This is a genomic window from Streptomyces sp. NPDC004126, assembly GCF_050275515.1.
Lineage (GTDB): Bacteria > Actinomycetota > Actinomycetes > Streptomycetales > Streptomycetaceae > Streptomyces.
Genome location: NZ_JBNNPF010000001.1, coordinates 128,120 through 153,736, shown reverse-complemented (window position 1 = coordinate 153,736; position 25,617 = coordinate 128,120). Strand labels below are relative to the sequence as shown.

General features: G+C 74.6%; 25 protein-coding genes. 20 read left to right on the top strand and 5 right to left on the bottom strand.

The genetic code is table 11. The annotated features are described in order from the left end of the window. The first annotated feature begins 126 nt into the window (after nt 1-126). Nucleotides 127-1,851, top strand: a complete 1,725-nt coding sequence (locus ACQKM2_RS00685) for an Ig-like domain-containing protein (RefSeq protein WP_427705696.1) — start codon at nt 127-129, stop codon at nt 1,849-1,851. A gap of 128 nt (nt 1,852-1,979) precedes the next feature. Continuing rightward, nucleotides 1,980-3,170 carry an acyl-CoA dehydrogenase family protein gene (locus ACQKM2_RS00680; protein ID WP_427704852.1) on the top strand — a complete coding sequence of 397 codons (1,191 nt, stop codon included), beginning with the start codon at nt 1,980-1,982 and terminating at the stop codon, nt 3,168-3,170. Here ACQKM2_RS00680 and ACQKM2_RS00675 read toward each other — a convergent pair. Continuing rightward, the gene (locus ACQKM2_RS00675; protein WP_427704849.1) at nt 3,127-4,344 is read right to left on the bottom strand and encodes a class I SAM-dependent methyltransferase; all 1,218 of its coding nucleotides are present in this window, start codon (nt 4,342-4,344) and stop codon (nt 3,127-3,129) included. The two genes, ACQKM2_RS00680 and ACQKM2_RS00675, sit on opposite strands and share 44 nt — an antisense overlap. 278 nt (nt 4,345-4,622) lie before the next feature. On the opposite strand from ACQKM2_RS00675, the gene ACQKM2_RS00670 reads away from it, so the two are divergent. Further along, a complete protein-coding gene (locus ACQKM2_RS00670; protein ID WP_427704847.1) occupies nt 4,623-5,042 on the top strand; it encodes a TOBE domain-containing protein in 420 nt (139 codons plus the stop codon). A gap of 44 nt (nt 5,043-5,086) precedes the next feature. On the opposite strand, the gene ACQKM2_RS00665 is transcribed toward ACQKM2_RS00670, so the two are convergent. Beyond that, nucleotides 5,087-6,448: a phosphatase PAP2 family protein gene (locus ACQKM2_RS00665; protein ID WP_427704845.1), complete on the bottom strand. Its 1,362-nt coding sequence runs from the start codon at nt 6,446-6,448 to the stop codon at nt 5,087-5,089. 172 nt (nt 6,449-6,620) lie between these two features. Between ACQKM2_RS00665 and ACQKM2_RS00660 the strand changes: the two genes are divergently transcribed. The 9 genes from ACQKM2_RS00660 to ACQKM2_RS00620 all read left to right on the top strand — a co-directional run bounded on the left by ACQKM2_RS00660 (nt 6,621) and on the right by ACQKM2_RS00620 (nt 15,441). Then, entirely contained in the window at nt 6,621-7,484 is an 864-nt protein-coding gene (locus ACQKM2_RS00660) for a DUF2182 domain-containing protein (RefSeq protein WP_427704842.1), read from the top strand. A 138-nt stretch (nt 7,485-7,622) separates the two neighbouring features. After that, nucleotides 7,623-8,288 (top strand): DUF1326 domain-containing protein, encoded by a 666-nt coding sequence (locus ACQKM2_RS00655; protein WP_427704839.1) that lies wholly within the window; start codon nt 7,623-7,625, stop codon nt 8,286-8,288. A 307-nt stretch (nt 8,289-8,595) separates the two neighbouring features. Continuing rightward, nucleotides 8,596-9,441 (top strand): class II aldolase/adducin family protein, encoded by an 846-nt coding sequence (locus ACQKM2_RS00650; protein ID WP_427704837.1) that lies wholly within the window; start codon nt 8,596-8,598, stop codon nt 9,439-9,441. A gap of 51 nt (nt 9,442-9,492) precedes the next feature. Beyond that, on the top strand, nt 9,493-10,500 hold the full coding sequence (locus ACQKM2_RS00645) for an ABC transporter permease (RefSeq protein WP_427704835.1): 1,008 nt from the start codon (nt 9,493-9,495) through the stop codon (nt 10,498-10,500). Between the two features lie 48 nt (nt 10,501-10,548). Further along, a complete protein-coding gene (locus ACQKM2_RS00640) occupies nt 10,549-12,084 on the top strand; it encodes an FAD/NAD(P)-binding protein (RefSeq protein WP_427704833.1) in 1,536 nt (511 codons plus the stop codon). After that, complete coding sequence (locus ACQKM2_RS00635) at nt 12,081-12,521, top strand: tyrosinase family oxidase copper chaperone (RefSeq protein WP_427704830.1); 441 nt, start codon at nt 12,081-12,083, stop codon at nt 12,519-12,521. The genes ACQKM2_RS00640 and ACQKM2_RS00635 overlap by 4 nt, the downstream gene beginning before the upstream one ends. A gap of 39 nt (nt 12,522-12,560) precedes the next feature. Then, the gene (locus ACQKM2_RS00630) at nt 12,561-13,427 is read left to right on the top strand and encodes a tyrosinase family protein (RefSeq protein ID WP_427704828.1); all 867 of its coding nucleotides are present in this window, start codon (nt 12,561-12,563) and stop codon (nt 13,425-13,427) included. A gap of 56 nt (nt 13,428-13,483) precedes the next feature. Then, nucleotides 13,484-13,939, top strand: coding sequence for a MoaF-related domain-containing protein (locus ACQKM2_RS00625; RefSeq protein WP_427704825.1), 456 nt, complete (start codon nt 13,484-13,486; stop codon nt 13,937-13,939). A 71-nt stretch (nt 13,940-14,010) separates the two neighbouring features. Continuing rightward, the gene (locus ACQKM2_RS00620) at nt 14,011-15,441 is read left to right on the top strand and encodes an amino acid permease (RefSeq protein ID WP_427704823.1); all 1,431 of its coding nucleotides are present in this window, start codon (nt 14,011-14,013) and stop codon (nt 15,439-15,441) included. A 79-nt stretch (nt 15,442-15,520) separates the two neighbouring features. On the opposite strand, the gene ACQKM2_RS00615 is transcribed toward ACQKM2_RS00620, so the two are convergent. Then, nucleotides 15,521-16,438 (bottom strand): LuxR C-terminal-related transcriptional regulator, encoded by a 918-nt coding sequence (locus ACQKM2_RS00615; RefSeq protein ID WP_427704820.1) that lies wholly within the window; start codon nt 16,436-16,438, stop codon nt 15,521-15,523. 209 nt (nt 16,439-16,647) lie between these two features. Here ACQKM2_RS00615 and ACQKM2_RS00610 point away from each other — a divergent pair, with 209 nt between their 5' ends. The 4 genes from ACQKM2_RS00610 to ACQKM2_RS00595 are packed head-to-tail and all read left to right on the top strand — an operon-like array spanning nt 16,648 to nt 21,670. Then, entirely contained in the window at nt 16,648-17,028 is a 381-nt protein-coding gene (locus ACQKM2_RS00610; RefSeq protein WP_427704818.1) for a nuclear transport factor 2 family protein, read from the top strand. A gap of 36 nt (nt 17,029-17,064) precedes the next feature. Beyond that, on the top strand, nt 17,065-18,015 hold the full coding sequence (locus ACQKM2_RS00605; protein ID WP_427704815.1) for an oxygenase MpaB family protein: 951 nt from the start codon (nt 17,065-17,067) through the stop codon (nt 18,013-18,015). Continuing rightward, nucleotides 17,997-20,081 (top strand): protein kinase domain-containing protein, encoded by a 2,085-nt coding sequence (locus ACQKM2_RS00600; protein ID WP_427704812.1) that lies wholly within the window; start codon nt 17,997-17,999, stop codon nt 20,079-20,081. The genes ACQKM2_RS00605 and ACQKM2_RS00600 overlap by 19 nt, the downstream gene beginning before the upstream one ends. Continuing rightward, nucleotides 20,078-21,670 (top strand): phytoene desaturase family protein, encoded by a 1,593-nt coding sequence (locus ACQKM2_RS00595; protein WP_427704810.1) that lies wholly within the window; start codon nt 20,078-20,080, stop codon nt 21,668-21,670. The genes ACQKM2_RS00600 and ACQKM2_RS00595 overlap by 4 nt, the downstream gene beginning before the upstream one ends. Nucleotides 21,671-21,736: 66 nt before the next feature. Here the strand turns inward: ACQKM2_RS00595 and ACQKM2_RS00590 are convergent, their stop codons facing one another. Both ACQKM2_RS00590 and ACQKM2_RS00585 read right to left on the bottom strand, forming a co-directional pair. After that, a complete protein-coding gene (locus ACQKM2_RS00590) occupies nt 21,737-22,183 on the bottom strand; it encodes a nitroreductase family deazaflavin-dependent oxidoreductase (RefSeq protein WP_427704807.1) in 447 nt (148 codons plus the stop codon). A 47-nt stretch (nt 22,184-22,230) separates the two neighbouring features. Next, on the bottom strand, nt 22,231-23,415 hold the full coding sequence (locus tag ACQKM2_RS00585) for an FAD-dependent monooxygenase (RefSeq protein WP_427704805.1): 1,185 nt from the start codon (nt 23,413-23,415) through the stop codon (nt 22,231-22,233). Nucleotides 23,416-23,498: 83 nt separating this feature from the next. On the opposite strand from ACQKM2_RS00585, the gene ACQKM2_RS00580 reads away from it, so the two are divergent. Genes ACQKM2_RS00580 through ACQKM2_RS00565 form a run of 4 tightly spaced genes read left to right on the top strand, consistent with a single transcriptional unit; the run spans nt 23,499 to nt 25,606 of the window. Further along, on the top strand, nt 23,499-24,116 hold the full coding sequence (locus tag ACQKM2_RS00580; RefSeq protein ID WP_427704802.1) for a TetR/AcrR family transcriptional regulator: 618 nt from the start codon (nt 23,499-23,501) through the stop codon (nt 24,114-24,116). 9 nt (nt 24,117-24,125) lie between these two features. After that, nucleotides 24,126-24,509, top strand: a complete 384-nt coding sequence (locus ACQKM2_RS00575; RefSeq protein ID WP_427704799.1) for a VOC family protein — start codon at nt 24,126-24,128, stop codon at nt 24,507-24,509. After that, nucleotides 24,506-25,174, top strand: coding sequence for a DinB family protein (locus tag ACQKM2_RS00570; protein WP_427704797.1), 669 nt, complete (start codon nt 24,506-24,508; stop codon nt 25,172-25,174). The genes ACQKM2_RS00575 and ACQKM2_RS00570 overlap by 4 nt, the downstream gene beginning before the upstream one ends. A 60-nt stretch (nt 25,175-25,234) precedes the next feature. After that, nucleotides 25,235-25,606, top strand: a complete 372-nt coding sequence (locus ACQKM2_RS00565; protein WP_427704794.1) for a DUF4180 domain-containing protein — start codon at nt 25,235-25,237, stop codon at nt 25,604-25,606. The last annotated feature ends 11 nt before the right edge of the window (nt 25,607-25,617 follow it).

Here is a 25,617-nt window from a genome sequence, read left to right as displayed (position 1 = left end):
GCATCGACAGACCGCTGATTAGGGGCATGACCACCGGCCTTTCCGCAGGTCGGGAGGCTCTTCGGCGGCCGGCCGCGGCCCGCACGCCCCACCCCGCACGTACCGTCGTTTGGAAACCCCTTGAGCATGTACCGATCGAAGATCCTGAAGGCGGCCGGCGCGGCCGGTCTCGTGGCCGCCGCGATGACACCCCTTCCCGCGACGGCCGACCCCGCCACCGCCAACCCCTGCGGCACGGGCGGCGTCTTCACCGCCTCCACCCCCACCTGCACCTACACCGCCGTCGGCACGGACACCTTCACCGTCCCGGCCGGGGTCACCTCCGTGACCGTCGACCTCTTCGGCGCCGAGGGCGGCAGCGCGGCCGGCTTCGTCCTCCCCAGCCCCCCGAACGACGGTGCGCCCGGCGGCTTGGGCGGCGAGACCCGCGCGGACCTGGCCGTCACCCCGGGCCAGACCCTCCAGCTCACCGTCGGCGGGGTCGGCAGCTCGGGCACCTCCCGCAAGGGCGAGTACGCCCGGCCCGGCGGGCGCGGCCACGGCTCCGGAGGCGGCGGCGCCCACGGCGGGGGCGGTTCGGGCGGCGGCGCCAGCGACCTGCGTACGGGCGCCTTCGGCGGGACCGACCGGGTCCTCGTGGCCGGCGGTGGCGGTGGCGCGGGCAACGGCGGACCGCTGCTGCGCGGCGGCGACGGCGGCGGCCTCGAAGCCGATCCCGGCGGCCAGGGCGGCGGCCCGGCGGGGTCCGGCCTCGCGGGCGGCGGCGGCACCCAGTCCGCCCACGGCGCGGGCGGCCCCCGCAACAACACCGTCGGTGCTCCCGGAGGAGCGGGCAGCGACATCGATCAGTACGGCAGCCAGCCCAACCCCGGAAGCGGCGGCTCCGGCGGCAACGGCGGTGCCGGCGGTTCCGGTGCAGGTGGTGGCGGCGGCGGGTACTTCGCCGGTGGCGGCGGATCCGGAGGCGGCCGGTCCGGCCCCGGTGCCGCAGACAACCTCCCCGCGGCCGGCGGGGGCGGCGGCAGCAGTTACGCGGCCCCGACGGCCACCGGAGCCTCCCTCCTCAAGGGCGTCAACCGGGGCAACGGCAAGGCCGTGGTCTCCTTCCGCCACGGCGCATCGGTCACCGTCGCCGCCGACACCACCACCCCGCTGTTCGGGCGGGACGTGACCCTGACCGCCACGGTCGCCCCGGCCAACCCCGAGGCGGGCACCCCGACCGGCGAGGTCACCTTCTTCGACGGGGCCGTCCCGCTGGCCACCGTCCCGCTCCTGGCCGGCCGCGCCACCGCCCGCACCGGCGTCCTCCAGCCCACCACCGGCCACCCCGTCACCGCGCGCTACGGCGGTGACACCGCCTTCACCCCGGGCACGACGGCCGAACCCACTCCGGTCACCGTCGCCTTCACCGAACCCTGCCTGACCGGGCCGCGCACCGGCCCGCTGACCGTGGCCGCCGGCGAGGCCCGGTGCATCGCCGCGGGCGGCAGCCAGACCGGCCCGGTCACCGTCCGGCCCGGCGGGGCGCTGGCCGTCACGGACGCCACCCTCACCGGCCCGGTCTCCGCCGACGGCGCGCTCGCCGTCACCGTCTGCCGGTCCTCCCTCACCGGCCCGTTCACCGTCGGCCGGAGCACCGGCCCGGTGCTCCTCGGCTCCGCCCGCCCCGAGGCGTCCTGCGCCGGCGGCACCTTCCAGGGCCCGGTGGCGCTGGACGCCAACACCGGCGGCGTCGAGGCCTCCGCCAACACGGTCAACGGCCCGCTGCGCTGCGAGGGGAACAGTCCCGAACCCCTCGTGGCCGGCACCGCCGGCACCGGCCCCCGTACCGGACAGTGCCGCCGGTCCTGACCCGACGGCACCCCGAGGGCCGGGAGTTCCCCACGGAACTCCCGGCCCTTCCCTATTCCTGTAACGGGTTCTACTCTGACCGCCGCCACCACAGCGACCGGCAGTGCCGCCAGACCTCCGGAGGGGCCGTGCACCTCGAATACACGCCTGAGCAGCAGCAGTTGCGCGCCGAACTGCGCGCCTACTTCGCCGAGCTCGTGCCCGAGGACGTCTACGCCCGCTACGAGGACCCCGCCGCCCAGAAGCGCTTCTACCGGGAGACCATCCGCCGCCTCGGCGCGGACGGCTGGCTCGGCGTGGGCTGGCCGAAGGAGTACGGCGGCCGCGGCATGTCGGCCATGGACCAGTTCATCTTCTTCGACGAGGCGGCGCAGGCCGTCGTCCCGCTGCCGCTGATGGCACTGAACACGGTCGGCCCGACCATCATGCAGTTCGGCACCGACGAGCAGAAGGCGTACTTCCTCCCCCGGATCCTCTCCGGGGAGATCGACTTCGCCATCGGCTACAGCGAGCCCGACGCCGGCACCGACCTGGCCGCCCTCAAGTGCAAGGCCGTCCGCGAGGGCGACGAGGAGACCGGCACCTACGTGGTCAACGGCCAGAAGATCTGGACCACCAACGGCGACACCGCGGACTGGGTCTGGCTGGCCGTCCGCACCGACCCGCAGGCCCCCGCCCACAAGGGCATCACCATGCTCCTGGTCCCCACCTCCGACCCCGGCTACTCCTGCACCCTGATCAACACCCTGGCCTCGCACGACACCACCGCCAGCTACTACGAGGACATCCGCGTCCCCGCGAGCCGCCGCGTGGGGCAGGAGAACAAGGGCTGGCGCCTGATCACCAACCAGCTCAACCACGAGCGGGTCACCCTCGCCGCCCACGGCACCATGGCCATCCGGGCCCTGCACGACGTGCAGCGCTGGGCCGCCGCGACGAAGCTCGCCGACGGGCGCCGCGTGATCGACCTGTCCTGGGTGCGCGGCCGCCTCGCCCGCACCCACGCCCGCCTCGACGCGATGAAGCTGCTCAACTGGCAGATGGTGAACGCCGTCCAGTCGGGCACCCTCACCCCGCAGGACGCCTCCGCCGTCAAGGTGTACGGCTCGGAGGCGCGCAGGGACGCGTACGCCTGGCTGATGGAGGTGGTCGCCGCGGCCGGCTCCCTCAAGGACGGCTCGGCGGGCGCGGTCCTGCACGGCGAACTGGAGCGCGGCTACCGCAGCGCCGTGATCTTCACCTTCGGCGGCGGCAACAACGAGATCCAGCGCGAGATCATCTCCTGGATCGGCCTGGGCATGCCGAGGGTCCGCCGCTGACGGCCCGGGCCAGGAAGTGGCCGGGGGCGTCCTCGTACTCGGCGAGTTCCCAGCCGGTGGCCCGGAGGGCGGCCTTCAGGTTGGGTTCGGCCAGGAGGTCGCCGGAGTCGAGGGGGCGGCCGTGCCGGGCCGCCCGTTCGGCCCGGCCCGAGGGGTGGAAGAGCAGCAGGGTGGCGCCCGGGGCGCTGACGCGGGCCCATTCCCGCAGGGCGGTCCGCGGGTCCGGCAGGTGGTCGAGGAGTCCCGCGCTGAAGATGCCGTCCAGGCAGCCGTCGGGCAGCGGGAGCCTGGTGCAGTCGGCGGCGAGCAGGCTCCCGTGGCGGGTGCGGCCGTGCCGGGCGGCGGCCCCGAGCATGGCCGGGGTGACGTCGACGCCGAGGACGCTGCCGGTCTCCCCGACGTGCGCGCGCAGTGCGGGCATGGCCCGGCCGGTGCCGCAGCCGAGGTCGACGGCACGGCCGCCCGGCTCCAGCCCCATCCGGGCGACGGCGGACGCGTAGGCCGGGGTCTGGTAGGCGAAGAGCTCCTCCCAGGCGTCCGCCCGGTGGGTGAAGAAGGCGCGGGTCGCGGTGTGCTCGGCGCGGACGGCCGCCAGCGCGGAGAACCTCCCGATCGCCCGCCGCCACCAGGGCGCGAGGCCGGCCCCGGCGCCGTCCGCGCCGTCGCCGAGGCGGAGGTCCACGCCCCAGGCGCTGCCGCCGATGCGGAAGGCGTGTGCGGTGTGCAGGTCGCAGGAGACCAGGGCCACCGCCTCGGAGGGCAGTTCGCGGAAGCCGGCGCCGGGCCCGGGTCCGCAGGCCGGCGGGGCGGCCTCCGTCAGCAGGGGGTCGCCGCCGGCGGCCGGGGTGAGCCCGGTCCGCCCGCGTCCGCCCGGGCCGTCGTGCTCGCTCCGCTCCGCGGAACCGGCCGCTTCGGCCAGCACGCGCGCCCCGGGACCCGCCGCCAGTACGGGCACCCCGGCGGCGAGGGCGTCCCGGAGCAGGGCGGCAGCGGTCCCGCGGGCGCCGGCGCCTCCGAGGACGATCAGGCCCTCGATGCCCGTGAGGTCCGCGGGCGGGGGCTCGTCGGCCCACAGCCGGACCGTGCGCGTGCTCAGCCCGGCCGGGGTGACGGCGCCGTCGATGGCCGATGCCAGGTCGCCCTGGGGTGCGTACTCAAGGACGGCTACGGGCACGGGCAACTCCTCGGAATCGAGCCACATCGGTGAAAACGCATGGCATCCACGCAAGGATGCCCGCTTCCGTGGCGCATATGCGAGGTGCGTACCAATGGGTGAGACCAGCCCGGCGGAACGCGCGGCGCGGTTCGGATCCGCTACCCGAACGGGCCTACTCGGCCCGCGGATGCGATGTGCCTGCGCAAGGGGGTGGACGGTGTGCCTTAGGGTCGGAGAAAGCCCAGGTCACAGCAGGTACACGGGGCCAGAACCAGTCTTCTTGTGAGGCGTTTTCCATGAGCATGAGCATCCGCAACCAGATCCCCGGCACCGTCACGGCCGTCGTCACCGGTGAGGCGATGGCGACGGTGCGGGTCCGCCTGGCGGGCGGTCAGGACATCACCGCCGCGATCACCGCCGACGCCGTGAAGGACCTCGGCCTCGCCGAGGGCTCCGCGGTGAAGGCGCTCGTGAAGGCCACCGAGGTGGCCCTCGCCACCGGCCCGGTGGAGAACATCTCGATCCGCAACCAGCTGGCGGGCACCGTCACGGAGGTCGCGACCGGCGGTGCCATGGGCTCCGTCAAGGTCACCGTGGACGGCGGCGAACTCACCGCCGCCATCACCAAGGACGCCGTCGACGCGCTCGGTCTCGCCGCCGGCAGCCCGGTGGTCGCGCTGATCAAGTCCACCGAGATCTCGCTCGCCGCCGCCTGAGCATCCCGCGTCCGCCGCCGGTGCGCGGCGGCAGCCGGCCCCCGTCAGACCAGCTCGGGCGCCGGCTCGCGGCGCTGGGCCGGCACCGGGGCCGGCCCCGGCTGCCGGTCCCACAGCCTCGTGGTGCGCACGTAGCCGAAGACCACCGAGGCCGTGGCCAGGATGAGCAGGGGCCCGAACACCCACGGGTGGCCGGCCATCTCCACCGACAGGAAGCGGTACGACACCAGGAGCGCGGTGAAGACCGCGGTGCCGTGGACGACGAGCACGGTGGCCCGCCGGTCCCAGCCGCGGGCGAGCGCGCGCAGGGCCGCCTCGATCGTGAGGGTGAACACCACGCCGGAGATGATGTCCGCCCCGTAGTGGTAGCCGAAGCCGAGCGTCGCGCCGAGCGTGGCGACCAGCCAGAACGCGCCGAGGAAGCGCAGGGCCCGGGGCCCCTTGCGGGAGTGGATGAAGATCGCGGTGGCCCAGGCGGTGTGCAGGCTGGGCATGCAGTTGCGCGGGGTGACCTCGTCGAAGAGCATCGGCTGCGGGATGCCGAGGGGCGGCGAGGTGTGCGGCCACAGGTTGGCCACCGCCCACTGCCCGCCGTCGACGCCGTAGGCGAGGATCGGCCCGACCACCGGGAAGACCATGTAGATGCCCGGCCCGAGCAGGCCGACGACCAGGAACGTGCGCACCAGGTGGTGGGCCGGGAAGCGGCGCTCGGACGCCACGCCGCGCAGCTGGTACAGGGCGACGAGGACCGCGCCCACCGCGAGCTGGATGTAGACCCAGTCGAGGACGTGGTGGCCGATCGGCCCGGTGGCCTCCACGATCCGGCCCGCCACCCACGAGGGGTTGCCCAGGGCGTGGTCGGCGGCCGCCACGTACTGGTCGAGCACCATCGGCCGGGTCTTCGAGGTGATCAGCAGCCAGGTGTAGCCGGTCTTGCGGCCGGCGACCAGCAGCAGGGCCAGGCCGACGCCCTTCAGCAGCAGGGCGCGCTCCGCTCCGGTGCGGCGCACGAGGGCGAAGACGGCGCAGCCCAGGGTCACCCACAGGGCGCCGCTGCCGAACATGTTCTCGGCGCCGAGCGCCGACCGGACGAGCCAGAAGACCAGGTCGATGCCGATCGCGGCGCCGAGCGCGACGAAGCGCTGGCGCCAGGTGAGCACGACCATCATCAGCGCCATGCTCGCGTACAGCACCGTGCCCGACCGGGGGGCGTACACGGCCTCCCGCGCCTGGCTGACGATCGGACCCGGCACGCCGTAATGGCGCGCGGCGATCTCCAGGGCGACGAGGAACCCGAGGCCCGTCAGGCCCACCGCGGCCCACAGGAGGGCGCGTGGCCGGCGCAGGTTCCCGGACGCGGTGGCGCTGTTCTCGCGCGGAAGCGCTCGTGGTTCCTCAGATATCAATTTTCAGCCGATGTTCATATTTCAACCGGTCAGTGTTGGTCCGAACATGTTAGCCGAGGTGGCCGCGCCGACCGGAAGAGTGTGCGAACGGGCCGGTCCGGGATCGCCGGGCCGCCGGTTCTGTGCTGAGCTGGAGGGGTCCTCGGGCACACGCGCCCCAGGGAGGCGCACCATGCCGCACCTCCGCCCCGGCGCAGCCGCGCCGGCCCGGCCCGGCGTCCTGCTGCCCCGGCGAGAGCTGACGGTCGGCTGGACGCTGATGGTACTGATCGCCGTACTCGCCTGGGCGGTCACCGTCGCCCAGTCCCGGCGGACGGCGATGGAGCCCGGCACCATGGGCATGGCGCCGCCGCTCTTCCTGGCGCTGTGGGTGGTCATGATGGCGGCGATGATGCTGCCCTCGGTGGCGCCCGTGGCCATCACCTGGGTCCGCTCCATCGGCCGCCACTCGGCCGGTCCCGCCCGGGTGCTGCGCATCACCGGGTTCGTGAGCGGGTACCTGCTGGCCTGGACCGCCTTCGGGCTGCTGGTCTACGCGGTGCTGGCGGTGACCGGGCGGCTGGTCGGGGACGGTCCCGCCGCGGCGCGCTGGATCGGCGCCGGGGCCTTCCTCCTCGCGGGCCTCCAGCAGTTCGGGCCGCTGAAGCGGATCTGCCTGCGGCACTGCCGCAACCCGATGTTCCAGCTCGCCCGGTACGCGCGCTACCGGCGGTGGGCGAAGGACCTGCGGGTCGGCGCGCACCACGGCCTGTACTGCGTCGGCTGCTGCTGGGGCCTGATGATCGTGCTGATCCCGCTCGGGGTGATGAACGTGGCCGCGATGGCGGCCGTGGCCGTGGTGATCTTCCTGGAGAAGCTCTGGCGGCGGGGCCCCTGGCTGGCCCGGGCCGTCGGCGTCGCCTTCCTCGTCCTCGCGGTGCTCGCCCCCTTCCAGGACTGGCTGCTCCCGGGCCTGCAGGACGCGCCGATGGGGGACATGGACATGGGTGTGGGTGTGTACGTGGACCCGGTGGGGGGCGCGGGTCCGGCGGGGTGAGCGCTTTCGCCGGGGCGGCCGGGGGAGGAGAATCGAGCTGATGGCCCGCGCCGCCGAACGCCCCCGGCGATGCCCGCCGGGAAACCGCCGGCCATGTGCGTCCCGCCGCGCGGCGCGGGGTCACGTGGAGGCGATGAGATGTCCGAGACCACAGCCACCACCGTCCCGGCCTGGCACGCGGCCGGGGACTGGTTCGACACGTGCAGGTGCGATGTCCCCTGCCCCTGCTCCTTCGCCCAGCGGCCCACCTACGGCGAGTGCGACGGCGTCCTCGCCTGGCACATCCGCGAGGGCAACTACGGCGAAGTGGTGCTGGACGGCCTGAACGTCCTGATGCTCGGTTCCTTCGTCGGGAACGTGTGGGCGGAGCACAGCGACACCTACGCGGCGGTCTTCCTCGACGAGCGCGCCGACGACGCCCAGCGCCAGGCGCTCGCGATGATCTTCGGGGGCCAGGCGGGCAGCTGGCCGGCCGAGATGGTCGCCATGATGAACGCGGAGATGCGGGGCATGGACTTCGCCCCCGTCCACATCGAGGTCGACGAGGACCTCGGAGGCTGGCGGGCCGCCATCCCCGGCCGGGTCGAGGCCGCCGCGGTGGCCCTCACCGGCCCCACGACCCCGGAGGGCGCACGGGTCCAGTCGACGAACCTGCCCGGCTGCGAGACCGGCCCGGGGCAGGTCGCCACCTGGGGCCGCGCCACGGCCGACCGGGCCGACGCCTTCGGCTTCCACTGGAGCAGGGAAGGCCAGTCCAGCAAGCACATCACCTTCGACTGGACCGGACCCGACGGAGCGGCCTGACCCCTGCTCGGCGCCCGGCACGGACCGCCGCGGGGTGGTCTGTGGCGCTATGCCCGTAATCCGGCCCGCTGCGCAAAGGTGAAACGCACGGTTATGAAGCCGCCCGGAGCCGCTGGAGGCCGAAAAACCACCCCTCCGTGGGACAGGATTCAGGTGCAGGAGCTGATGCCCTCCCCGCCGCAACACCCCGACTGACCAGGGGTTTCGGCGCAATTCCCCCTACCCGCAGCGGGCTTCGCGCTGCCCTGGCGCGGGTGGGGGAGAAGGGGACGGGCGGGCCCGAATCCGACCCTCCAGGAGACCCGACGTGTCCACCGCCGCACCCGAAGCCACCGCACCCGAAGCGACCGCACCCGAAGCCGCCGCACCCGAGGCCTTCCTCGCCGACACCCACACCGGCCTGCCCATCCCGGCCGACCCGGTGTTCGCCTCCGCCGACGACGAGCGCCGCCACCGCAAGCAGCGACTGGCCGCCGCCATGCGGCTGTTCGGCAAGGCCGGCTACGCCGAGGGGATCTCCGGCCACATATCGGTCCGCGACCCCGAGGACCTGGACACCTTCTGGGTCAACCCGTTCGGCGTCTCCTTCAACCGCGTCCGCGTGGCCGACCTGATCCGCGTCGACGCCGCCGGCCGCGTCGTCGACGGCACCGGCAAGGTCAACCCGAGCGCCTTCACCATCCACTCCAAGATCCACGAGCGCCCCGAGGCCAACGCCATCGCGCACGGCCACACCGTCCACGCCCGCGCCCTCGGCGCCCTGGAACGCCTCCTGGAGCCCTACGACCAGGAATCCGCCGCCTTCTACCAGGACCAGGTGCTGTACGGGGACTACGACGGCCCGGCCATCAAGATCGAGCACGGCCAGGACATCGCCGACCGCCTCGGCGCCAAGCGCGCCATGCTGCTGCGCCACCACGGCCTGATCACCGTGGGCGGCTCCCTGGAGGAGGCCGTCCACTGGTTCTTCACCTACGAGAGCTGCGCCCAGGTCCAGCTGCTGGCCCTCTCCGCCGGACGGCCCGTCCCGATGTCCCACGAGCAGGCCCTGCTGGCCCGGGACGGCTTCGGCGACGAACAGCTCGGCCGCTACAGCTTCCAGATCATGTGGGACGAGATCACGGCCGAACAGCCGGACCTGCTCGACGAGTAGGGCCGCCCGCGCCCCCACGCCCCCGGCCGCACCGGATCCCAGGAAGCAATCATGAGCTCAACTGCCTCACCGCGCGCGGAAGCGCGCACCATCCTCATCATCGTCGCGATCGTGCAGTTCGTGATCGGCGGCTGGTTCTCCTGGACGGCGTCCCACGCCGCGCCCCGGGACCTGCCCGTGCTCGTCGTCTCCGCACCCGGCGCCGCACAGAGCGCCGAACAGCTCGCCGACCGGCTGCGCGAGGCGGCCCCCGGCGCGTACGCGGTCGAGACCGCCGCGGGCGTGGACGAGGCCGACGCCGCACTGCGCGACCGCAAGGCGTACGGGGCCCTGCTGCCCACCGCCGGCGGACTCGAACTGCGCCTGGCCTCCGCCGCCTCGCCCACCGTCGCCCAGACGCTGACCGGACAGGCCCAGGAGCTCGCGGGCGGCCCGGTCCTCGTCACCGACGTGGTGCCCGCCGACGGCGACGACCCGCACGGCGCGGGCCTGGCCATGGGCTTCCTGCCCCTGCTGATCACCGCCGTGATCGCCGCCCTGCTCTTCGTCCTCAAGGTGCGCGCCGCCGGAGCCAAGTTCCTCGGCGTCATCGGCTTCGCCGTCGCCTCCGGACTCCTCAGCTCCCTCATGCTGACGCACCTCAGCGGGGTGGCCCCCGGCAACTACTTCGTCAACGCCGGGATCGTGGCCCTGCTGGAGCTGGCCATGGTCTCCGTCATCACCGGCCTCGGCTCGCTGGTCGGCCCGCCCGGCATAGCCGTCGGCGCCGTCCTGATGTTCGTCGTCGGCAACCCGCTCTCCGGACTGGCCTCGGCCCCCGAGATGCTGCCCCAGCCGCTGGGCGCCATCGGCCAGTTCCTCCCCGCCGGAGCCGCCGCGACCCTGCTGCGCACCTCGGGCCCCTTCGACGGCGCCGGCGCGGCCGGCCCGGTCCTGGTCCTCGCCGTCTGGGCGCTGATCGGCCTCGGCCTGCTCTACGCGAGCTCCCGCCGCCGTCCCGCCGCCGCCCCCGCGGCTGCAGCCGCCGCGGCCGAGCCGCAGCCCGCCGCCGCGCACTGACGCCCCGCGGTGCCCCTCCCGCCGACTCCTCTCCACGAAAGGCCGACCATGACCACCGACACGAACGACCGCCCGCCGACGCGCATCGGCCTGGTCGGCGGAGGGGCCGCGGCCGTCTGCCTGCTGGACCGGCTCTCCCGCACCCAGGGCCGCGGCCGGGGCTCGGTCACCGTCTTCGAACCCTCGGGCAGCCTGTGGCGCGGCCGCGCCTACCAGCACGACGCCGACGCCGTCCTCGCCAACATCATCCCGGCCGAGATGAGCGCCCGCACCGGCGCCCCCGACGACTTCCTCGACTGGCTGAGCTCCTCCGGACTCCCCTACGGCCAGGGCGACTACGCCGCCGACGGCTACTTCCCGCCCCGCCACGTGTTCGGCGGCTACCTGGAACGCACCGCCGAGAACGCCGTCGGCGAGCTCTCCCTCGGCGGCTGGCCCGTCGGCATCGTCCGCGACGCCGTCGTCGCCGCCCGCGAGGCGGGGGAGGAGGTGGTGCTCACCACCCGCGACGGCCGTACGCACACCTTCGACTACGTCATCTGCGCGGTCGGCGCCGGCCGCCCCGCCGACCACTACGAACTCAGCGGGAACGCGGGCTACTTCGGCGACCCCTACCCGCTGCGCGACACGGTCGCCCGGATCCCCGCCGACGCCGGCGTCACCGTCCTCGGCACCGGCCTCGCGGCGGTGGACACCGTGGTCACCCTCGCCGCCCGCGGCCACCGCGGCCCGATCACCATGGCCTCCCGCAACGGCGCCCTCCCGGCCGTGCGGCAGCGGCCCGTCTTCCCCGAGATCCGGCACTTCACCCCCGCCGCCCTGCACGCCCGCGCCGCCGCCGGCCACGACGGCCGGCTCGGCCTGGACGACGTACTGGAGCTGCTGGAACGGGAACTGGCCGAACACGGCGCCGACCCCTCCGCCGTGGTCGCCGAACTGACCTCCCTGGGCGGAGAATCCCCCCTGGAGCGGCTGCGCCGCCAGTACGACCGCATCGACGAGCCCGACACCGGCATGCGCGTCATGCAGCACGCCGTCCCCGAGAGCGGCCCCGACGCCTGGACCCTGCTGCGCACCGCCGACCAGGACTTCATCCGGGAGCACCACTACCGGGCCGTGATGAGCCTGTGCTGCCCGATGCCCCCGGCCAACGCCCGCAAGCTGCTGGAGCTGCACGAGAGCGGCCGGCTGCGCGTCCTGCGCGGCCTGTGGAACGTCAAACCGCTGGCCGGCACCGGCTTCCACGTCGCGGCCGACGGCGGCGAGTACGAGAGCGACGTCGTCGTCAACGCCGTCAGCGCACCCTCCCACCGGGTCCCCGCCCAGGCCCGCCCGTTCGTCGACTCCCTCGTCGAGGACGGCATCGGCGAGTACCACCCCTACGGCGGCCTGCACATCGAACCGTCCACCAGCCGGGCCGTGGGCGACGGCGGCCGGGCCCACCGCCGGATGCACGCGATCGGCGACATGGGCGCCGGGACGCTCTTCTTCACCTCCGGCATGCCCTCCGTCCTCGAACGGGCCGACGACATCGTCCGTGCGGTCGTCCAGGACATCACCACCCCTCAGGAGCAGTACGCGTGAACACGATCACCCGCCGGGACATGATGCGGGCCGCGCTGACCACGGCCGTCGTGGTCGGCACCAGCGCCGCCGTCGCCCCGATCGTCCTGGCCGACCCCGCCCGCCCCGACGCCCCCGCCGGGACCGGCACCGCCCCCGCCGGGCAGGGCCCGCTCCCGGGCGGCTTCGACGAGGTCTACCGGGGCCGGCGCATCCAGGGAGGCCCCGTGGCCGTGCGCTACGCCTCCGCCCGGGGCGCCGCCGCCCCGGCCTCCGGGCCCGGCATCGAGATCAGCATCGACGGCCGTCCGCTGCACGTCATGCGCCGCGCCGACGGCAGCTACCTGAGCCTGGTCAACCACTACCAGTCCTTCCCCACGCCGCTGGAGGTGGCACGGGCGGCGGTGGACGAGATCGGCACCGCGCAGCTCTCGACGGCCCGGCTCCACCACCACTGACCTCCCGCAGGGCTCCGACAGATCGAGGAACAAGCACACGTGTACACGCGCAAGAACCAGAAGGACCTGGACGCCGACGAGCGCGCGAGGTTCGTCAAGGCCCTCCTGGAGGTCAAACGACGCGGCGTCTACGACGAGTTCGTCCGGCTGCACGGCCAGTACTTCGTCTCCGACGGCGAGGGAGGGCAGCGGGTGGGCCACATGTCCCCCTCCTTCTTCCCCTGGCACCGCCAGTACCTGCTGGAGTTCGAACGGGCCCTCCAGCAGGTCGACCCGAAGGTGACCCTGCCCTACTGGGACTGGACCACCGACCAGTCGCCGACCGCCGACCCCTGGACCGACGACCTCCTCGGCGGCAACGGCCGCCCCGGCGACCACCGGGTGATGACCGGACCGTTCGCCTTCGACCGGGGCGGCTGGCCGGTCGACGTGGGCGTCACCGAGGAGAAGTACCTCATGCGCGACTTCGGCCGCCCCGCCGACCCGGTCGCCCTCCCCACGCCCGCCGAACTGGCCCGGGCCGTGGACGACCCGGTGTACGACTCCGCCCCCTGGGACTCCACCTCCACCACCGCGGGCTTCCGCAACAAGATGGAGGGCTGGACGGTCGGGGAGAAGGAGGGCTGGCACAACCACAACCGGGTCCACCTGTGGGTCGGCGGCCAGATGACCGGCGGGACCTCGCCCAACGACCCGGTCTTCTGGCTCCACCACACCTTCATCGACCTCGTCTGGGCCCGCTGGCAGGCCCGCCACCCCGGCTCGGTCTACGAGCCGCGCCGGCCCCTGCCCGCCTCCGACCCCCAGCACGGCCGCGTCATCAGCCTCGACGAGCCGATGTCCCCGTGGCAGGTGCGGCCCTCGGAGCTGCTCGACCACACCCGCTTCTACCAGTACGCGCAGTGACGCGCCCCGCGCGCCCGCTGCCCACACCCCGTCACCACCACAGAGAAGGAACCGCCATGCGCCTGCGCACCACCGTCCCGGCCCTCGCCGCCGCCGCCCTCATCGCCCTCGCCGCCGCCCCCTCCGCCCAGGCGGCGGCCCCGGCCCCGGCTCCCGCCCCGGCCGCGACGTCGGTCGCCGCCACCGTCCCCGCCTTCGCCGGACACACGTACGTCCTGACGCTCGACAACGGCGCCGTCCTGCGCAACTCCTACTCCGCCGACGGCACCACCCTCGACTGGACCGCCCTGGAAGGCCCCATGGCCGGCCACAGCGGCCGGGAGAAGCTCTCCGTCCGCGCCGTCGGCGAGGGCCTCTACTTCGTCAACTGGGTCGAGGCCTCCGGCATGACCGTCAGCCACGTCATGGACCTCGGCCGCGGCACCGTCAGCGTCTACTGGACGTACGCCACCCCCGACGGCGGCCGCGCCGGCGAGCTGCACACCGCGACGCTCCAGCGCGTCTCTTCTTGACCCGCACGGTGACGCGGGGCCGGCGCCACGGACGCCGGCCCCGCCCGCCTCTGCCCACGGGGGAACCGCACATGCCCGCTCCACTCACCCAGACACCACGCCAGGCACCACGAACGCCCACGGCGCCCGCCCCGGCCGACGGGGAACTCGCCGGCGCCCTGCGCCCCCGCCACCTGACCATGCTGGCCCTCGGCGGCGTCATCGGAGCCGGGCTGTTCGTCGGCTCCGGCACCGGCCTGCGCATCGCCGGCCCGGCCATCATCCTGTCGTACGCCCTCGCCGCCGCCCTCGCCCTGCTGGTCATGCGGATGCTCGGCGAGATGGCCGCCGCCATGCCCGCCAGCGGCTCGTTCTCCGTCTACGCCGACCGGGCCCTCGGCCGCTGGGCCGGCTTCACCGCGGGCTGGCTGTACTGGGCGGTGACCGTCATCGCGATCGCCATCGAGCTGATCGCCGCCGCGACGATCCTGCACCAGTGGATGCCGGCCGTGCCGCAGTGGGCGATCGCCTTCGTGGCACTGGCCGTCTTCACCCAGTCCAACATGCTCTCGGTCTCCTCGTTCGGGGAGGCCGAGTTCTGGTTCGCGGGCATCAAGGTCGCCGCGATCATCGCCTTCCTCGCCCTCGGCGTCGCCGCCGTCTGCGGGGCCGTGCCCGGGGTCGAGCCGCCCGGGATGGACAACCTGACCGGCCGCGGCGGCTTCCTCCCGCAGGGCTGGGACAGCGTCGTCGCCGGGCTGCTGACGGTGGTCTTCGCCTTCGGCGGCATGGAGGTCGTCACCATGGCCGCCGCGGAGTCCGGCGACCCCGCCCGCTCCGTCACCAAGGCGGTCGGCAGCGCGATCTGGCGGATCAGCCTCTTCTACCTCGGCTCCATGGCGGTCATCGTCACGCTGCTGCCCTGGGACGCGGCCACCCCCGGCCGCAGCCCCTACGTCGCCGTCCTCGACCGGCTCGGGATTCCGGGCGCGGGCCGGCTGATCGAGGTCGTCGTGCTCATCGCCCTGCTGTCCGCGATGAACGCCAACCTGTACGGCGCCTCCCGCATGGCCCACTCGCTCGCCGCGCGCGGCGAGGCCCCGAAGGCCCTGCTGCGCACCTCCGCGCGGGGTGCGCCGCGCCTGGCCGTCGCGGCGTCGGCGGCCTTCGGCTTCGTCGCGATCGCCCTCGACCACCGCTGGCCGGAGCGGATCCTGCCGTTCCTGGCGAAGGCCATGGGCGGTTCCATGCTGTACATGTGGCTGACCGTCGCGGCCGCCCATCTGGTGCTGCGCCGCCGGCTGGAGCGGGAGTCCCCGCACCTGCTGGTGGTGCGGATGCGCGGCTTCCCCTACCTGTCGTGGCTGGCGGCGGCCGGCATCGTGGCCGTGCTGGTGCTGATGGCCCTCGACCCGGAGGCGCGCGGCCAGCTCGGCTGGTCGACCCTGCTGGTCCTGGTGCTGCTGGCGGCGGCCGGCGTACGGGCGCTGCGCACGCGCCGGGACCGGGTCCCCGCGCCCTGAACGGCTAGGCCGTGTCCTTCGGATCAGGCCCGGCCGGGGAGGTTCCCGGCCGGGCGTGCGGTGCTGGAAGGGGCGGTGGTCAGGCCGAGAGCGGGGTGCAGTCCGTCTCGGCGGGCTCGTCCAGGGGCAGCAGCCCGCTGGTGGCGATGAGGTAGCCGAGCTGGGCCCGGCTGCGGCTCTGCAGGAGGGCGGCGATCCGGCTGACGTGGGCGGCGACGGTCCGCCGGCTGGTGCCGAGGCGGCGGGCGATGGCCTCGTCCGTGTACCCGGCCACCAGCAGGCGCATCACGGCCCGCTGGATCTCGTCGGCGATGTCGGGCTCCACCGTGCGCGAGGCACCGGGGTCGATGGTCGAACCCCGTTCCCAGGCCTCCTCGAAGACCTGCACGAGGAAGGAGACGATGGACGGCTGCCTGATCTCCAGGACCGAGGTCCGGGCCTCCCCGGGGCCCGGGACGTAGGCGACGGCACGGTCGATGACGATGAGCCGGTCGAAGACGTGGTCCAGGGTGCGGACCTCGCAGCCGGCCTCGGTGAGCCGCTCGATGTGGCGCAGCGTGGCCGCGTGGGTCCGCGCCGCGTGCGGGTAGAGGGTGCGGTGCCGGGCGGTGCCGCGGACGTGGTCGAGCTCGTCGAGGTCGTAGGAGACGCGCGCGCCGCCGGGCTGCACCGTCATCAGCTCCTCCCGGCACTCGCGGACCGCGTGCGCCAGTGTGGAGTGGACGACCTTCTCCCCGTCGATCGCGGTGGCCCAGCCGGTGTGTTCGCGCTTGGCGGCGGTGTAGATGGCCGCCACCGGCACGAAGCTGCCGGCGATGGCGTGCGCGTCCAGCCGCTGCCGCTCCAGCGACTCCTCGATGGGCCGGACCAGTTCGGCCTTGGCGACCTCCGGTGCCACGGGCACGAGGACGGTCGGGTCGTCCGGCGGGGCGACGAGCAGCCCCATCCGCAGCAGACAGGCGGGTGCGCCCTCCCTGGGCGTACACCCCTTCACCACGGCCTGGCGGTAGACGGTCAGGCCGTCACCGCATACGCCGCCCCCCTTTTCTGCAGAGTCGTCACGTTCACAACATTCCCCCGGGTACTGCCTTGCATGATCCTGCATGACCTAATTATGCACTTGGAAAAGTAGCCGGTATTGGTACGTAGGCTGCCAACATGGTGTCTTAACAAGGTATTGACCATGGAACCGGAGGTAACGGGCGCATGTCGAACGGATACGGGGTACTGGCGGACATCCTGGAGGAGTGGCGGGCCGCCTTCGACGGACGCCGCGTGGACGACGTCGTCGCCCTCTTCGCCGAGGACGCCCTCTTCCAGGGCCTGTCCCCCCGGCTGCTGAACGGCCGCGCGGAGATACGCGCCTACTACGAGAACGTCCCGCCCGGCACCACCGCCGCCGTGCGGGTCCTGCACTCCCGTCCCCTCGCCGCCGAGGCCCTCGCCGGCTTCGCCGACGTCACCTTCCGGACACCCACCGCGGAGGACCCCGCCGGGACCCCGCTGCCCGTCCGCCTCTCGCTCATCGCCCAGCACACCGGAACCGGCTGGCGCATCCGCCAGTACCACGTCTCACGGCTGAGCTGACGCCCGCCGGGGTAGGAACCCCGGCGGGAGGCACCGATGAGCGACGAGGACGCCGACCCCGGGCTCTACGGCCCCGGGTCCGTCACCTGGCAGTGCCACGGCGACCCGGTCATGTGGATCGCCGGGGTCCGCGCGCTCTACCTCCAGGCCCTGCACCCGCGCGCCGTCCGCGCCGTCCTGCAGAACTCCACCGCCTTCGACGGCGAGCGCGGCCGCGGCGACGCCTGGGGCCGCCTGCTGCGCACCGCCGACTTCGTCGGCACCCTCACCTACGGCACGGCCGAGGCCGCCGAACGGGCCGGGGCCCGGGTCCGCGCCGTCCACCGCGCGCTGTCCGCCACCGACCCGGACACCGGGGAGGCCTTCCCCGTCGACGACCCCGCCCTGCTGCTGTGGGTGCACTGCGCCCAGATCGACAGTTTCCTGCACGTACTACGCCGATCGGGCGTCCCCCTCACCCCCGCCCAGGCCGACCGGTACGTGGACGAGAACCGGACCAACGCCCGCCTCGTCGGCCTCGACCCGGAGACCGTGCCCGCCACCGCCGGCGCCCTCGCCGCGTACTTCGACGAGGTCCGCCCCGGTCTCGCGGCCGGGCCCGACGCCCGCACCGTCGACGACTTCCTGCGCTCCCCGCCCGTCCCCCCGTACCTGCTCCCTGGCCGAAACCTGCTGTGGAGACCCCTCGTTGGGCTCGCCTACGCAACCCTGCCGGGCTGGGCGCACCAGCTGTACGGACGCCCCGCACCGCCCCCGCGCGCGGTCACCCGCCGCCTGCGTCTCACGGGTCGCGTGCTGCGCACCATTCCCGCAGGTCTACGCTGGCAGCTGCCTCCAGGTCACATCTTGAAAGCGATGCGCCGACTGGGCCCCGGCAGCCGCCCCTCCGCGTACACACTGCGAACATCAGCGGCCATACTGGACCGGCCGGGGAGGGCGCGGCACGACGACGGGGGCGGCTTTAAGACATGGCGGAGTCCAGACTGATCCAGGGCCGGTACCGGTCACTCGATCTGATCGGGCGCGGCGGCATGGGCGAGGTGTGGCGCGCCCGCGACGAGTCGCTGGGCCGGCAGGTCGCGGTGAAGTGCCTCAAGCCGGTCGGCGCCGAACAGGACGCCCACTTCACCCAGGTCCTGCGCGAGCGCTTCCGGCGCGAGGCGCGGGTCGCCGCCTCGCTCCAGCACCGGGGCGTCACCGTCGTGCACGACTTCGGCGACGACAGCGCCTCCGGCGGCCCCCTCTACCTCGTCATGGAACTCCTGGAGGGCCGCAACCTCAGCCAGCTCATGGAGGAGAACGAGGCGCGCCCGCTGCCCGTCGACGTTGTCCTCGACATCGCCGAACAGATGGCCGCCGCCCTCGGCTACACCCACGACCAGGGCGTCGTCCACCGGGACCTCAAGCCCGCCAACATCATGCGGCTCACCGACGGCACGGTGAAGATCTGCGACTTCGGCATCGCCCGCCTGGCCCACGACATCGGCTTCACCGCCAAGCTGACCGGCGGCGGCATGGCCATGGGCACCCCGCACTACATGTCGCCCGAGCAGATCGCAGGCGGCGAGGTCGACCACCGCAGCGACCTCTACTCCCTCGGCTGCGTCCTCTACGAGATCGCCACCGGTGCCCCGCCCTTCGACCTCGGCGACTCCTGGTCCGTGCTGGTCGGCCACCGCGACACCGCGCCCGTGCCGCTGCGCGAGCACCGGCCCGAGCTTCCCGGCTACTTCGAGCAGCTCGTGCTGGACCTGCTGGCCAAGCGCCCCGAGGACCGCCCCGGCGACGCCCGCCACCTGCACCGCCGGCTGGTCGAGGCCCGCTTCGGCCCCGGCGGGCGGCCCGCCGCGCAGCCGCCGCTGCCCGCCTGGGCCGAGGGGATGACCGCCGGGCGCAAGGCCGGCGTGGACGCCCGCCCCGCCAGCGGGGAGTGGGCGCTGCTCACCGGCTCCTGGACCGCGGCCCGCCCGGCCCCGGCCGGCGGTTCCGTCCCCGCCTCCGGCGAACACCGCATCACCCGGCCGGCCCCCGCCGAGGACCCCCGGCTCACCGCCGCCTACGGGCTCGCGCCGCGCACCCCGGCCGTGGGGGAGCCCGACGCGCTCGCCGCCGGGCACACCCGCGCGTTCGCCCTCAGCCGCGCCGGCCGGCCCGAGGAGGCCCTCGCCGTGTACGTGGCCGTCGCCCAGGGCCGGGCCCGGGTGCTCGGCCCCGACCACGCCGAGACCCTCGCCGCCCGCCAGGAGGAGGCGTACGAACTGGGCCGCCTCGGCCGGCACGGGGAGGCGTACGAGATGTACCGCGCCGTCCTCGCCGCCCGGGTCCGCACCACCGGCCCGCTCCACCCCGACACGCTGCGCTGCCGCCACAGCCTCGCCTGCGCCCTGAGCTCGCTCGGCCGGCACGCCGAGGCCCACGCCACCGCCGCCGAGGTGGCCGCCGACCGCGCCGCCGTCCTCGGGGCCGAGCACGCCGACACCCTGCACAGCCGCTACGAGGCCGCGTACTCCCTGGGCCGGCTCGGCCGCTGGCAGGAGGCGCTGGCCGGCTTCCGCCGGGTCGCCGCCGCACGGGACCGGGTACTCGGCCGCGACCACCCCGACGCCCTCGCCGCCCGCTACGAGACCGGCATCGCCCTCGGCCGCACCGGCCGCGCCGCCGAGGCCCTCGACCTGTTCCGGTCCCTGGTCCGCGACCGCACCCGGGCCTACGGCGCCTGCGACCCGGAGACCCTGCGCGCCCGGCACGTCGTCGGCGTCAACCTGGGCCGCCTCGAACGCTGGGAGGAGGCCGTCGCCGAGGCCCGCGAGGTCGGCCGGCTCCGCGCCAAGGCCCTGGGCGCCGAACACCCCGACACGCTGGTCAGCCGCCGGGAACTCGCCGTCGGCCTCGGCCGGCTCGGCCGCTGGGACGATGCGCTGCCCATATACCGGGACCTGTCAGGCATCCGCGAACGCTCCCTCGGCGACGAGCACCCGGACACGGTCCTCGCCCACGCCGACGAGGCGCACTGTCTGGAGCGGCTCGGCCAGGTGTGCTACCAAGAGCCATGACCGCCAACTCAGGCTCCCGGGGCTTCGCGCAGGACGTGTACGACGCGGTGATCGTGGGAGGCGGCCACAACGGCCTCGTCGCCGCCGCCTACCTGGCCAGAGCGGGCTGCTCGGTACTGGTCCTCGAACGGCTCGGCCACACCGGCGGCGCCGCCGTCTCCACCCGGCCCTTCGCGGGCGTCGACGCCCGCCTCTCGCGCTACTCCTACCTCGTCTCGCTGCTCCCCTCGAAGATCGTCCGCGACCTGGGGCTGCGGTTCGAGGTGCGCCGGCGCACGGTCTCCTCGTACACCCCCTACGAGCGCGAGGGCCGCCCCGGCGGGCTCCTCGTCGGCGGTGGCGAGGACCGCACCCGGCGGTCCTTCGCGGAACTGACCGGCTCCGACCGGGAGTACGAGGCCTGGCGGGCCTTCTACGGGACCACCGGCCGGCTCGCCCGCAAGGTCTTCCCCACCCTCACCGAACCGCTGCCCACCCGTGCGGAACTACGGGCCCGGATCGACGACGAGGCCGCCTGGCGGATGCTGTTCGAGGAGCCGCTCGGCCGGGCGGTGGAGGAGCGCTTCGCCGACGACCTGGTCCGGGGCGTGGTCCTCACCGACGGACTGATCGGCACCTTCGCCGACGCCGACGACCCCTCGCTCCTCCAGAACCGCTGCTTCCTCTACCACGTCATCGGCGGCGGCACCGGCGACTGGGACGTGCCCGTCGGCGGCATGGGAGCCCTGACCGACGCCCTCGCCGACGCCGCCCGGGCGGCCGGCGCGGAGATCGCCACCGGCCACGAGGCCCTGCGCATCCACACCGACGGCACCGCCCCCGCCGAGGTCACCTTCCGGACGGCGACGGGCGAGGGCGCCGTCGCCGGGCGCGACGTCCTGGTCAACGCCTCCCCGCGGGCCCTGGCCGAACTCCTCGGCGAGGACCCGGGCGAGGGCGGCCCCGCCCCGGAGGGCGCCCAGTTCAAGGTCAACATGCTGCTGAGCCGGCTGCCCCGGCTGCGCGACACCTCCGTCGACCCCCGGGAGGCCTTCGGCGGCACCTTCCACATCGCCGAGGGGTACGAGCAGCTCAGGCGCGCCCACGGCGAGGCGGCCGCCGGGGAACTGCCGTCCGTCCCGCCCTCGGAGATCTACTGCCACTCCCTGGCCGACCCCTCGATCCTCGGGCCCGAACTCGCCGGCCAGGGCTACCAGACGCTCACCCTCTTCGGGCTGCACACCCCGGCCCGGCTGTTCGAGAAGGACAACCGGCAGGCCCGCGAGGTGCTGCTGACCGCCACCCTGGCACAGCTGGACGCCCACCTGGCCGAGCCGCTCACCGACTGCCTGGCCTTCGACGGGGACGGCCGCCCCTGCATCGAGGCCAAGACCCCGCCGGACCTGGAGCGCGAACTGCGGCTGCCCGGCGGGCACATCTTCCACCGCGACCTGTCCTGGCCCTACGCGGACGGGCAGGAGGCGGGGCGCTGGGGCGTGGAGACCGCCCACCGCAACGTCCTGCTGTGCGGTGCGGGGGCGGTCCGCGGCGGCGGGGTCAGCGGCATCCCGGGGCACAACGCGGCGATGGCGGTCCTGGAACGGCGCTGAGCCGTTCCGCGGCGCTGAGCCGTTCCGCGGCGCCGGGCCGCGCCCCGGTGCCGGGCCGCGGACCCGTCAGGCGGGCTCGATGACGACGACCGGGATCTCGCGGTCGGTCTTGGCCTGGTACTCGTCGTACGCCGGCCAGTGCCCCACCATCACCGGCCAGTACGCCTCCCGCTCCTCGGCGGTCGCGGTGCGGGCGGTGCCCTGGATGATCTCCGGGCCGACCTGGATGCGGACGTCGGGGCGCGCGCTCAGGTTCCGGTACCAGAGCGGGTGCTCGGCGTCGCCGCCCTTGGAGGCGACGACGAGGTAGCGGCCCTCGGCCTCGCCGTAGATCAGGGGCGTGCGCACCGGGTTGCCGGAGACCCGGCCCACCGTGGTCAGCAGCAGGGTCTGGGTGCCGCGCCAGAACCGGCCCTCGGCGCCCCCTGACTCCACGTACAGCCTGACGTGGTCCCGCTGCCAGGTCCCCGGCTTCGGGTCGGCGGGGTTCTCCCAGTCGATGTCGGTCGTCATCTCGGCCTGCCTTCGTGGGTAGCGGTCAACCACCTCGATGATCCGGCTCAACGCCCCGGGCCGCGGGACGCATTCCCGGCCGGCTCGCCCGGAAGGGTGAATCCGTCGAAGAGGTCGTCGAGCGCGCGCCGCGTGGCGCTCGCGGGGGTGGCCCGGAAGGCGAGGTCGCGGGCGGCCACGGCCAGGGGGTGGGTGAGGGCGGCCACCCGGCCCATCCGGCGGGCCCGGATCCGGATGGCGTCGGTCCGGGCGAGCCTGGCCCGGGTGTAGGCGGCGAGGGCGGCCGGTACGTCCGCGCCGCGGAGCAGGTGCGCCAGCACGACGGCGTCCTCGACGGCCTGGCAGCCGCCCTGGCCGAGGTTGGGCGTCATGGCGTGCGCGGCGTCCCCGATCCACGCGGTGCGGCCGTCGTGCAGCCGGGGGAGCGGCGCGGCCAGGTCGTACAGGTCGTGCTGGAGCACGGCCCCCGGGTCGATCCGGTCCAGCAGGGCGGGGACCGGCTCGTGCCAGGTGCCGAACCGCCGCAGCAGCTCGGCGCGGACGTCCGCGGGCCGGTACCCCTCGGGGACGACGGCGGTGGCGTACAGGTAGACCCGCCCGTCGGCGAGCGGGACCGTCCCGAAGCGCTCGCCCCGGCCCCAGGTCTCGGCCGCTTCGGTGGCCGGGCCCGACGGGAGCACGGTCCGCCAGGCGGTCTCCCCGCTGTAGTGCAGGCCCGGGTGGTCCGGGAAGCGGCGGCGGCGCAGCGGGCTGTGGATGCCGTCTGCGGCCACGACGGCGTCGGCGTCGAGGTCCCCGGCGGCGGTACGGGCCACCGCGCGCCCGCCGTCCTCCTCGACGGCGGTGACCTCGGCCCCGTACAGCAGGGCGCCCTCGGGCAGCGCCGCCGCCAGTGCGGCGGTGAGGTCGGCGCGGTGGACGGCGAGCGGGGGCCGGCCGTAGCGGGCGGCGAGCGCGGCGGTGTCGGCGCGGGCCAGCCGGGTGCCGCCGGGGCGGCGCACGCCCATCGACGCGGGGACGGCGCGGCCCGCCGCGCGGGTGGCGTCGAAGCCGATCGCGTCGAACGCGCGCAGGGCGTTGGGGGCGAGGACGATGCCCGCGCCGACGGCGGTCGGGGCGGCCGCCCGCTCGCACACGGTGACCCGCCACCCCTGGCGGTGCAGGGCCAGGGCGGCGGTCAGACCGCCGATCCCGGCACCGGCGACGACGGCGTGGCGCTGGGTTTCGGGCATGGCACGGCCTCCTGCCGTTTCAAGGGTCCTCTACAGCTGTAGAGGACCGTTCGCTCTGCACTCTACAGCTGTAGAGTGGGGGCATGTCCACCCCGGAAACCCCGCCCCCCGCCGCCGACCGCCGCACGCTCATCGCGGACACGGCCATCGCCCTCGTCGCCGCCGGCGGCCTGCGGGGCCTCACCCACCGGGCCGTCGACGCCGCCGCCGCGCTCCCGGCCGGCAGCACCTCGTACTACTTCCGCACCCGGACCGCACTCATCGGCGCCTGCTACCGGCGGCTGGCCGAGCTCGACCTCGCCGACCTCGACGGCGACGGGTCCGCCGCCCCGCCGCCGGCGCCGGCGGACCGGGACGCCGCCGCGCGGATGCTCGGGGCGCTGCTGCACGAGTGGCTGACGCGGGGGCGCGAACGGCAGCTGGCCCGCTTCGAACTCAGCCTGGAGGCCGCCCGCAACCCGGAACTGGAGTCGGCGCTCCGGCAGGCCGGCCTCGCCGCCCGCGCCCGCGCGGCCGCCGTCCTCGCAGCCCTCGGCGCACCCCGGCCCGCCGAGTCCGCCGAACTCCTGGCCGCCTGGACCGACGGCCTGCTCTACGACCGCCTGGCGGGCGCCCTCGCCCACTCCCGCCCCGCCCCGGACCCGGCCGAACTGGCCTCCGCCGCCCGCCGGATGCTCGACGCCGCACTCGCCCCCGCCTAGGATCCCGGCATGATCGCCGAACTGCAGTGCACGGTCCTCGACTGCCCCGAACCGCTCAAGCTCGCCGAGTTCTACGGGCAGTTGCTCGGCGGCGAGGTCAACCGGCCCGACCGGCGCTGGACCCTGGACGCCCACTGGGCCACGCTCCACACCCCCTCCGGGGCCGTCCTCTGCTTCCAGCAGGTCACCGACCACCGCCCGCCGAAGTGGCCCGACCCCGCCCACCCCCAGCAGGCCCACCTGGACCTCGCCGTCGCCGACCTCGGCCGCGCCCAGGAACAGGTGCTCGCACTCGGCGCCGCCCTGCTCGACGACACCCGCGACGCCGAGGGCTGGCGCGTCTACGCCGACCCGGCGGGCCACCCGTTCTGCCTGATCCGGGAGGGGCAGTGAGCGGAGCGCCCCGACTCGACCCGCTGATACGGCAGTTCGACTTCGCGGCCGCCCGGCTGTCCGGCCGGCTGGCGGGTCCCGTGATGGACAGCGGCGACGGCACGGACACCCGGGTGGTGCCCCTGACCGACGAGGAGTACCTCTGGGAGCCGGTGGCGGACTGCTGGTCGGTCCGGCTCCGCACCCGAGGCCCGGGGGCCCGCGCGACGCTCCTGGCCGGGGCCCGCGACGGCGCGTGGGGCCGCGACGCCGCCTCCTACCCGCACCCCTGGCCGCCGCCCTTCACCACCCTCGCCTGGCGCCTGAGCCACCTCACCGAAATGCTGAACCTGCGTGCCGACCACACGGCCGGCACCCGCAGCCTCACCCGCGACGACCACCCCGTCACCGGCGACGCCGACGGAGCCGTGGCGGCCTTCGCGAAGGCCGCCGACGCCTGGAGGGGCGCGCTGCTGGGCGTCGACGAGGCCGCACTCGACACCGTGGGGTACTGCACCTACCCGCACGGCAGCGACGCGGAGGAGCCGTTCGTCGAGATCGCCTGGTGGGTCAACCAGGAGGTCCTCCACCACGGCGCCGAGATCGCCCTGCTCCGCGACCTCTACCGGGACCGGGACCTCTACCGGGACCGGGACCTCTACCGGGACCGCCGCGCCGGGGCGTAGGCACCGGGTCGTCCGAAAACGGGTCGTCCCGGGCCGCGTCAGGACCTAACGTCGGTCCGCATGAGCATCCTGCAGACCATCCACGACGTACCCGTTCTGATGTGCGACCCCGACGGCGAACCGATCGGGGGCGAACGGGACGTCCTGGACCTGGTGGGCAACGCCGCCTGGCAGGGCGCCCAGTGGGTGGTCGTGCCGGCCGGACGCTTCACCGAGGACTTCTTCCGGCTGCGCACCCGGATCGCCGGGGACATCGTCCAGAAGTTCGTCACCTACCGCGTGGGCCTCGTCGTCCTCGGCGACATCTCCCGCCACACCGACGGCAGCGAGGCCCTGCGGGACTTCGTCCGCGAGTGCAACCGCGGCCGCCAGACCTGGTTCCTCACCGGCCCGGACGAGCTGCGGGACCGGCTGGAGGGGCGCGCCGCCTGACCCCGGGGCCG

Coding starts and splice junctions, on each gene's coding strand:
- ACQKM2_RS00685 (WP_427705696.1), top strand. CDS start 127: ATGTACCGATCGAAGATCCTGAAGGCGGCCGGCGCGGCCGGTCTCGTG.
- ACQKM2_RS00670 (WP_427704847.1), top strand. CDS start 4,623: ATGAGCATGAGCATCCGCAACCAGATCCCCGGCACCGTCACGGCCGTC.
- ACQKM2_RS00660 (WP_427704842.1), top strand. CDS start 6,621: ATGCCGCACCTCCGCCCCGGCGCAGCCGCGCCGGCCCGGCCCGGCGTC.
- ACQKM2_RS00655 (WP_427704839.1), top strand. CDS start 7,623: ATGTCCGAGACCACAGCCACCACCGTCCCGGCCTGGCACGCGGCCGGG.
- ACQKM2_RS00645 (WP_427704835.1), top strand. CDS start 9,493: ATGAGCTCAACTGCCTCACCGCGCGCGGAAGCGCGCACCATCCTCATC.
- ACQKM2_RS00640 (WP_427704833.1), top strand. CDS start 10,549: ATGACCACCGACACGAACGACCGCCCGCCGACGCGCATCGGCCTGGTC.
- ACQKM2_RS00625 (WP_427704825.1), top strand. CDS start 13,484: ATGCGCCTGCGCACCACCGTCCCGGCCCTCGCCGCCGCCGCCCTCATC.
- ACQKM2_RS00620 (WP_427704823.1), top strand. CDS start 14,011: ATGCCCGCTCCACTCACCCAGACACCACGCCAGGCACCACGAACGCCC.
- ACQKM2_RS00610 (WP_427704818.1), top strand. CDS start 16,648: ATGTCGAACGGATACGGGGTACTGGCGGACATCCTGGAGGAGTGGCGG.
- ACQKM2_RS00605 (WP_427704815.1), top strand. CDS start 17,065: ATGAGCGACGAGGACGCCGACCCCGGGCTCTACGGCCCCGGGTCCGTC.
- ACQKM2_RS00600 (WP_427704812.1), top strand. CDS start 17,997: ATGGCGGAGTCCAGACTGATCCAGGGCCGGTACCGGTCACTCGATCTG.
- ACQKM2_RS00595 (WP_427704810.1), top strand. CDS start 20,078: ATGACCGCCAACTCAGGCTCCCGGGGCTTCGCGCAGGACGTGTACGAC.
- ACQKM2_RS00590 (WP_427704807.1), bottom strand. CDS start 22,183: ATGACGACCGACATCGACTGGGAGAACCCCGCCGACCCGAAGCCGGGG.
- ACQKM2_RS00585 (WP_427704805.1), bottom strand. CDS start 23,415: ATGCCCGAAACCCAGCGCCACGCCGTCGTCGCCGGTGCCGGGATCGGC.
- ACQKM2_RS00580 (WP_427704802.1), top strand. CDS start 23,499: ATGTCCACCCCGGAAACCCCGCCCCCCGCCGCCGACCGCCGCACGCTC.
- ACQKM2_RS00575 (WP_427704799.1), top strand. CDS start 24,126: ATGATCGCCGAACTGCAGTGCACGGTCCTCGACTGCCCCGAACCGCTC.
- ACQKM2_RS00565 (WP_427704794.1), top strand. CDS start 25,235: ATGAGCATCCTGCAGACCATCCACGACGTACCCGTTCTGATGTGCGAC.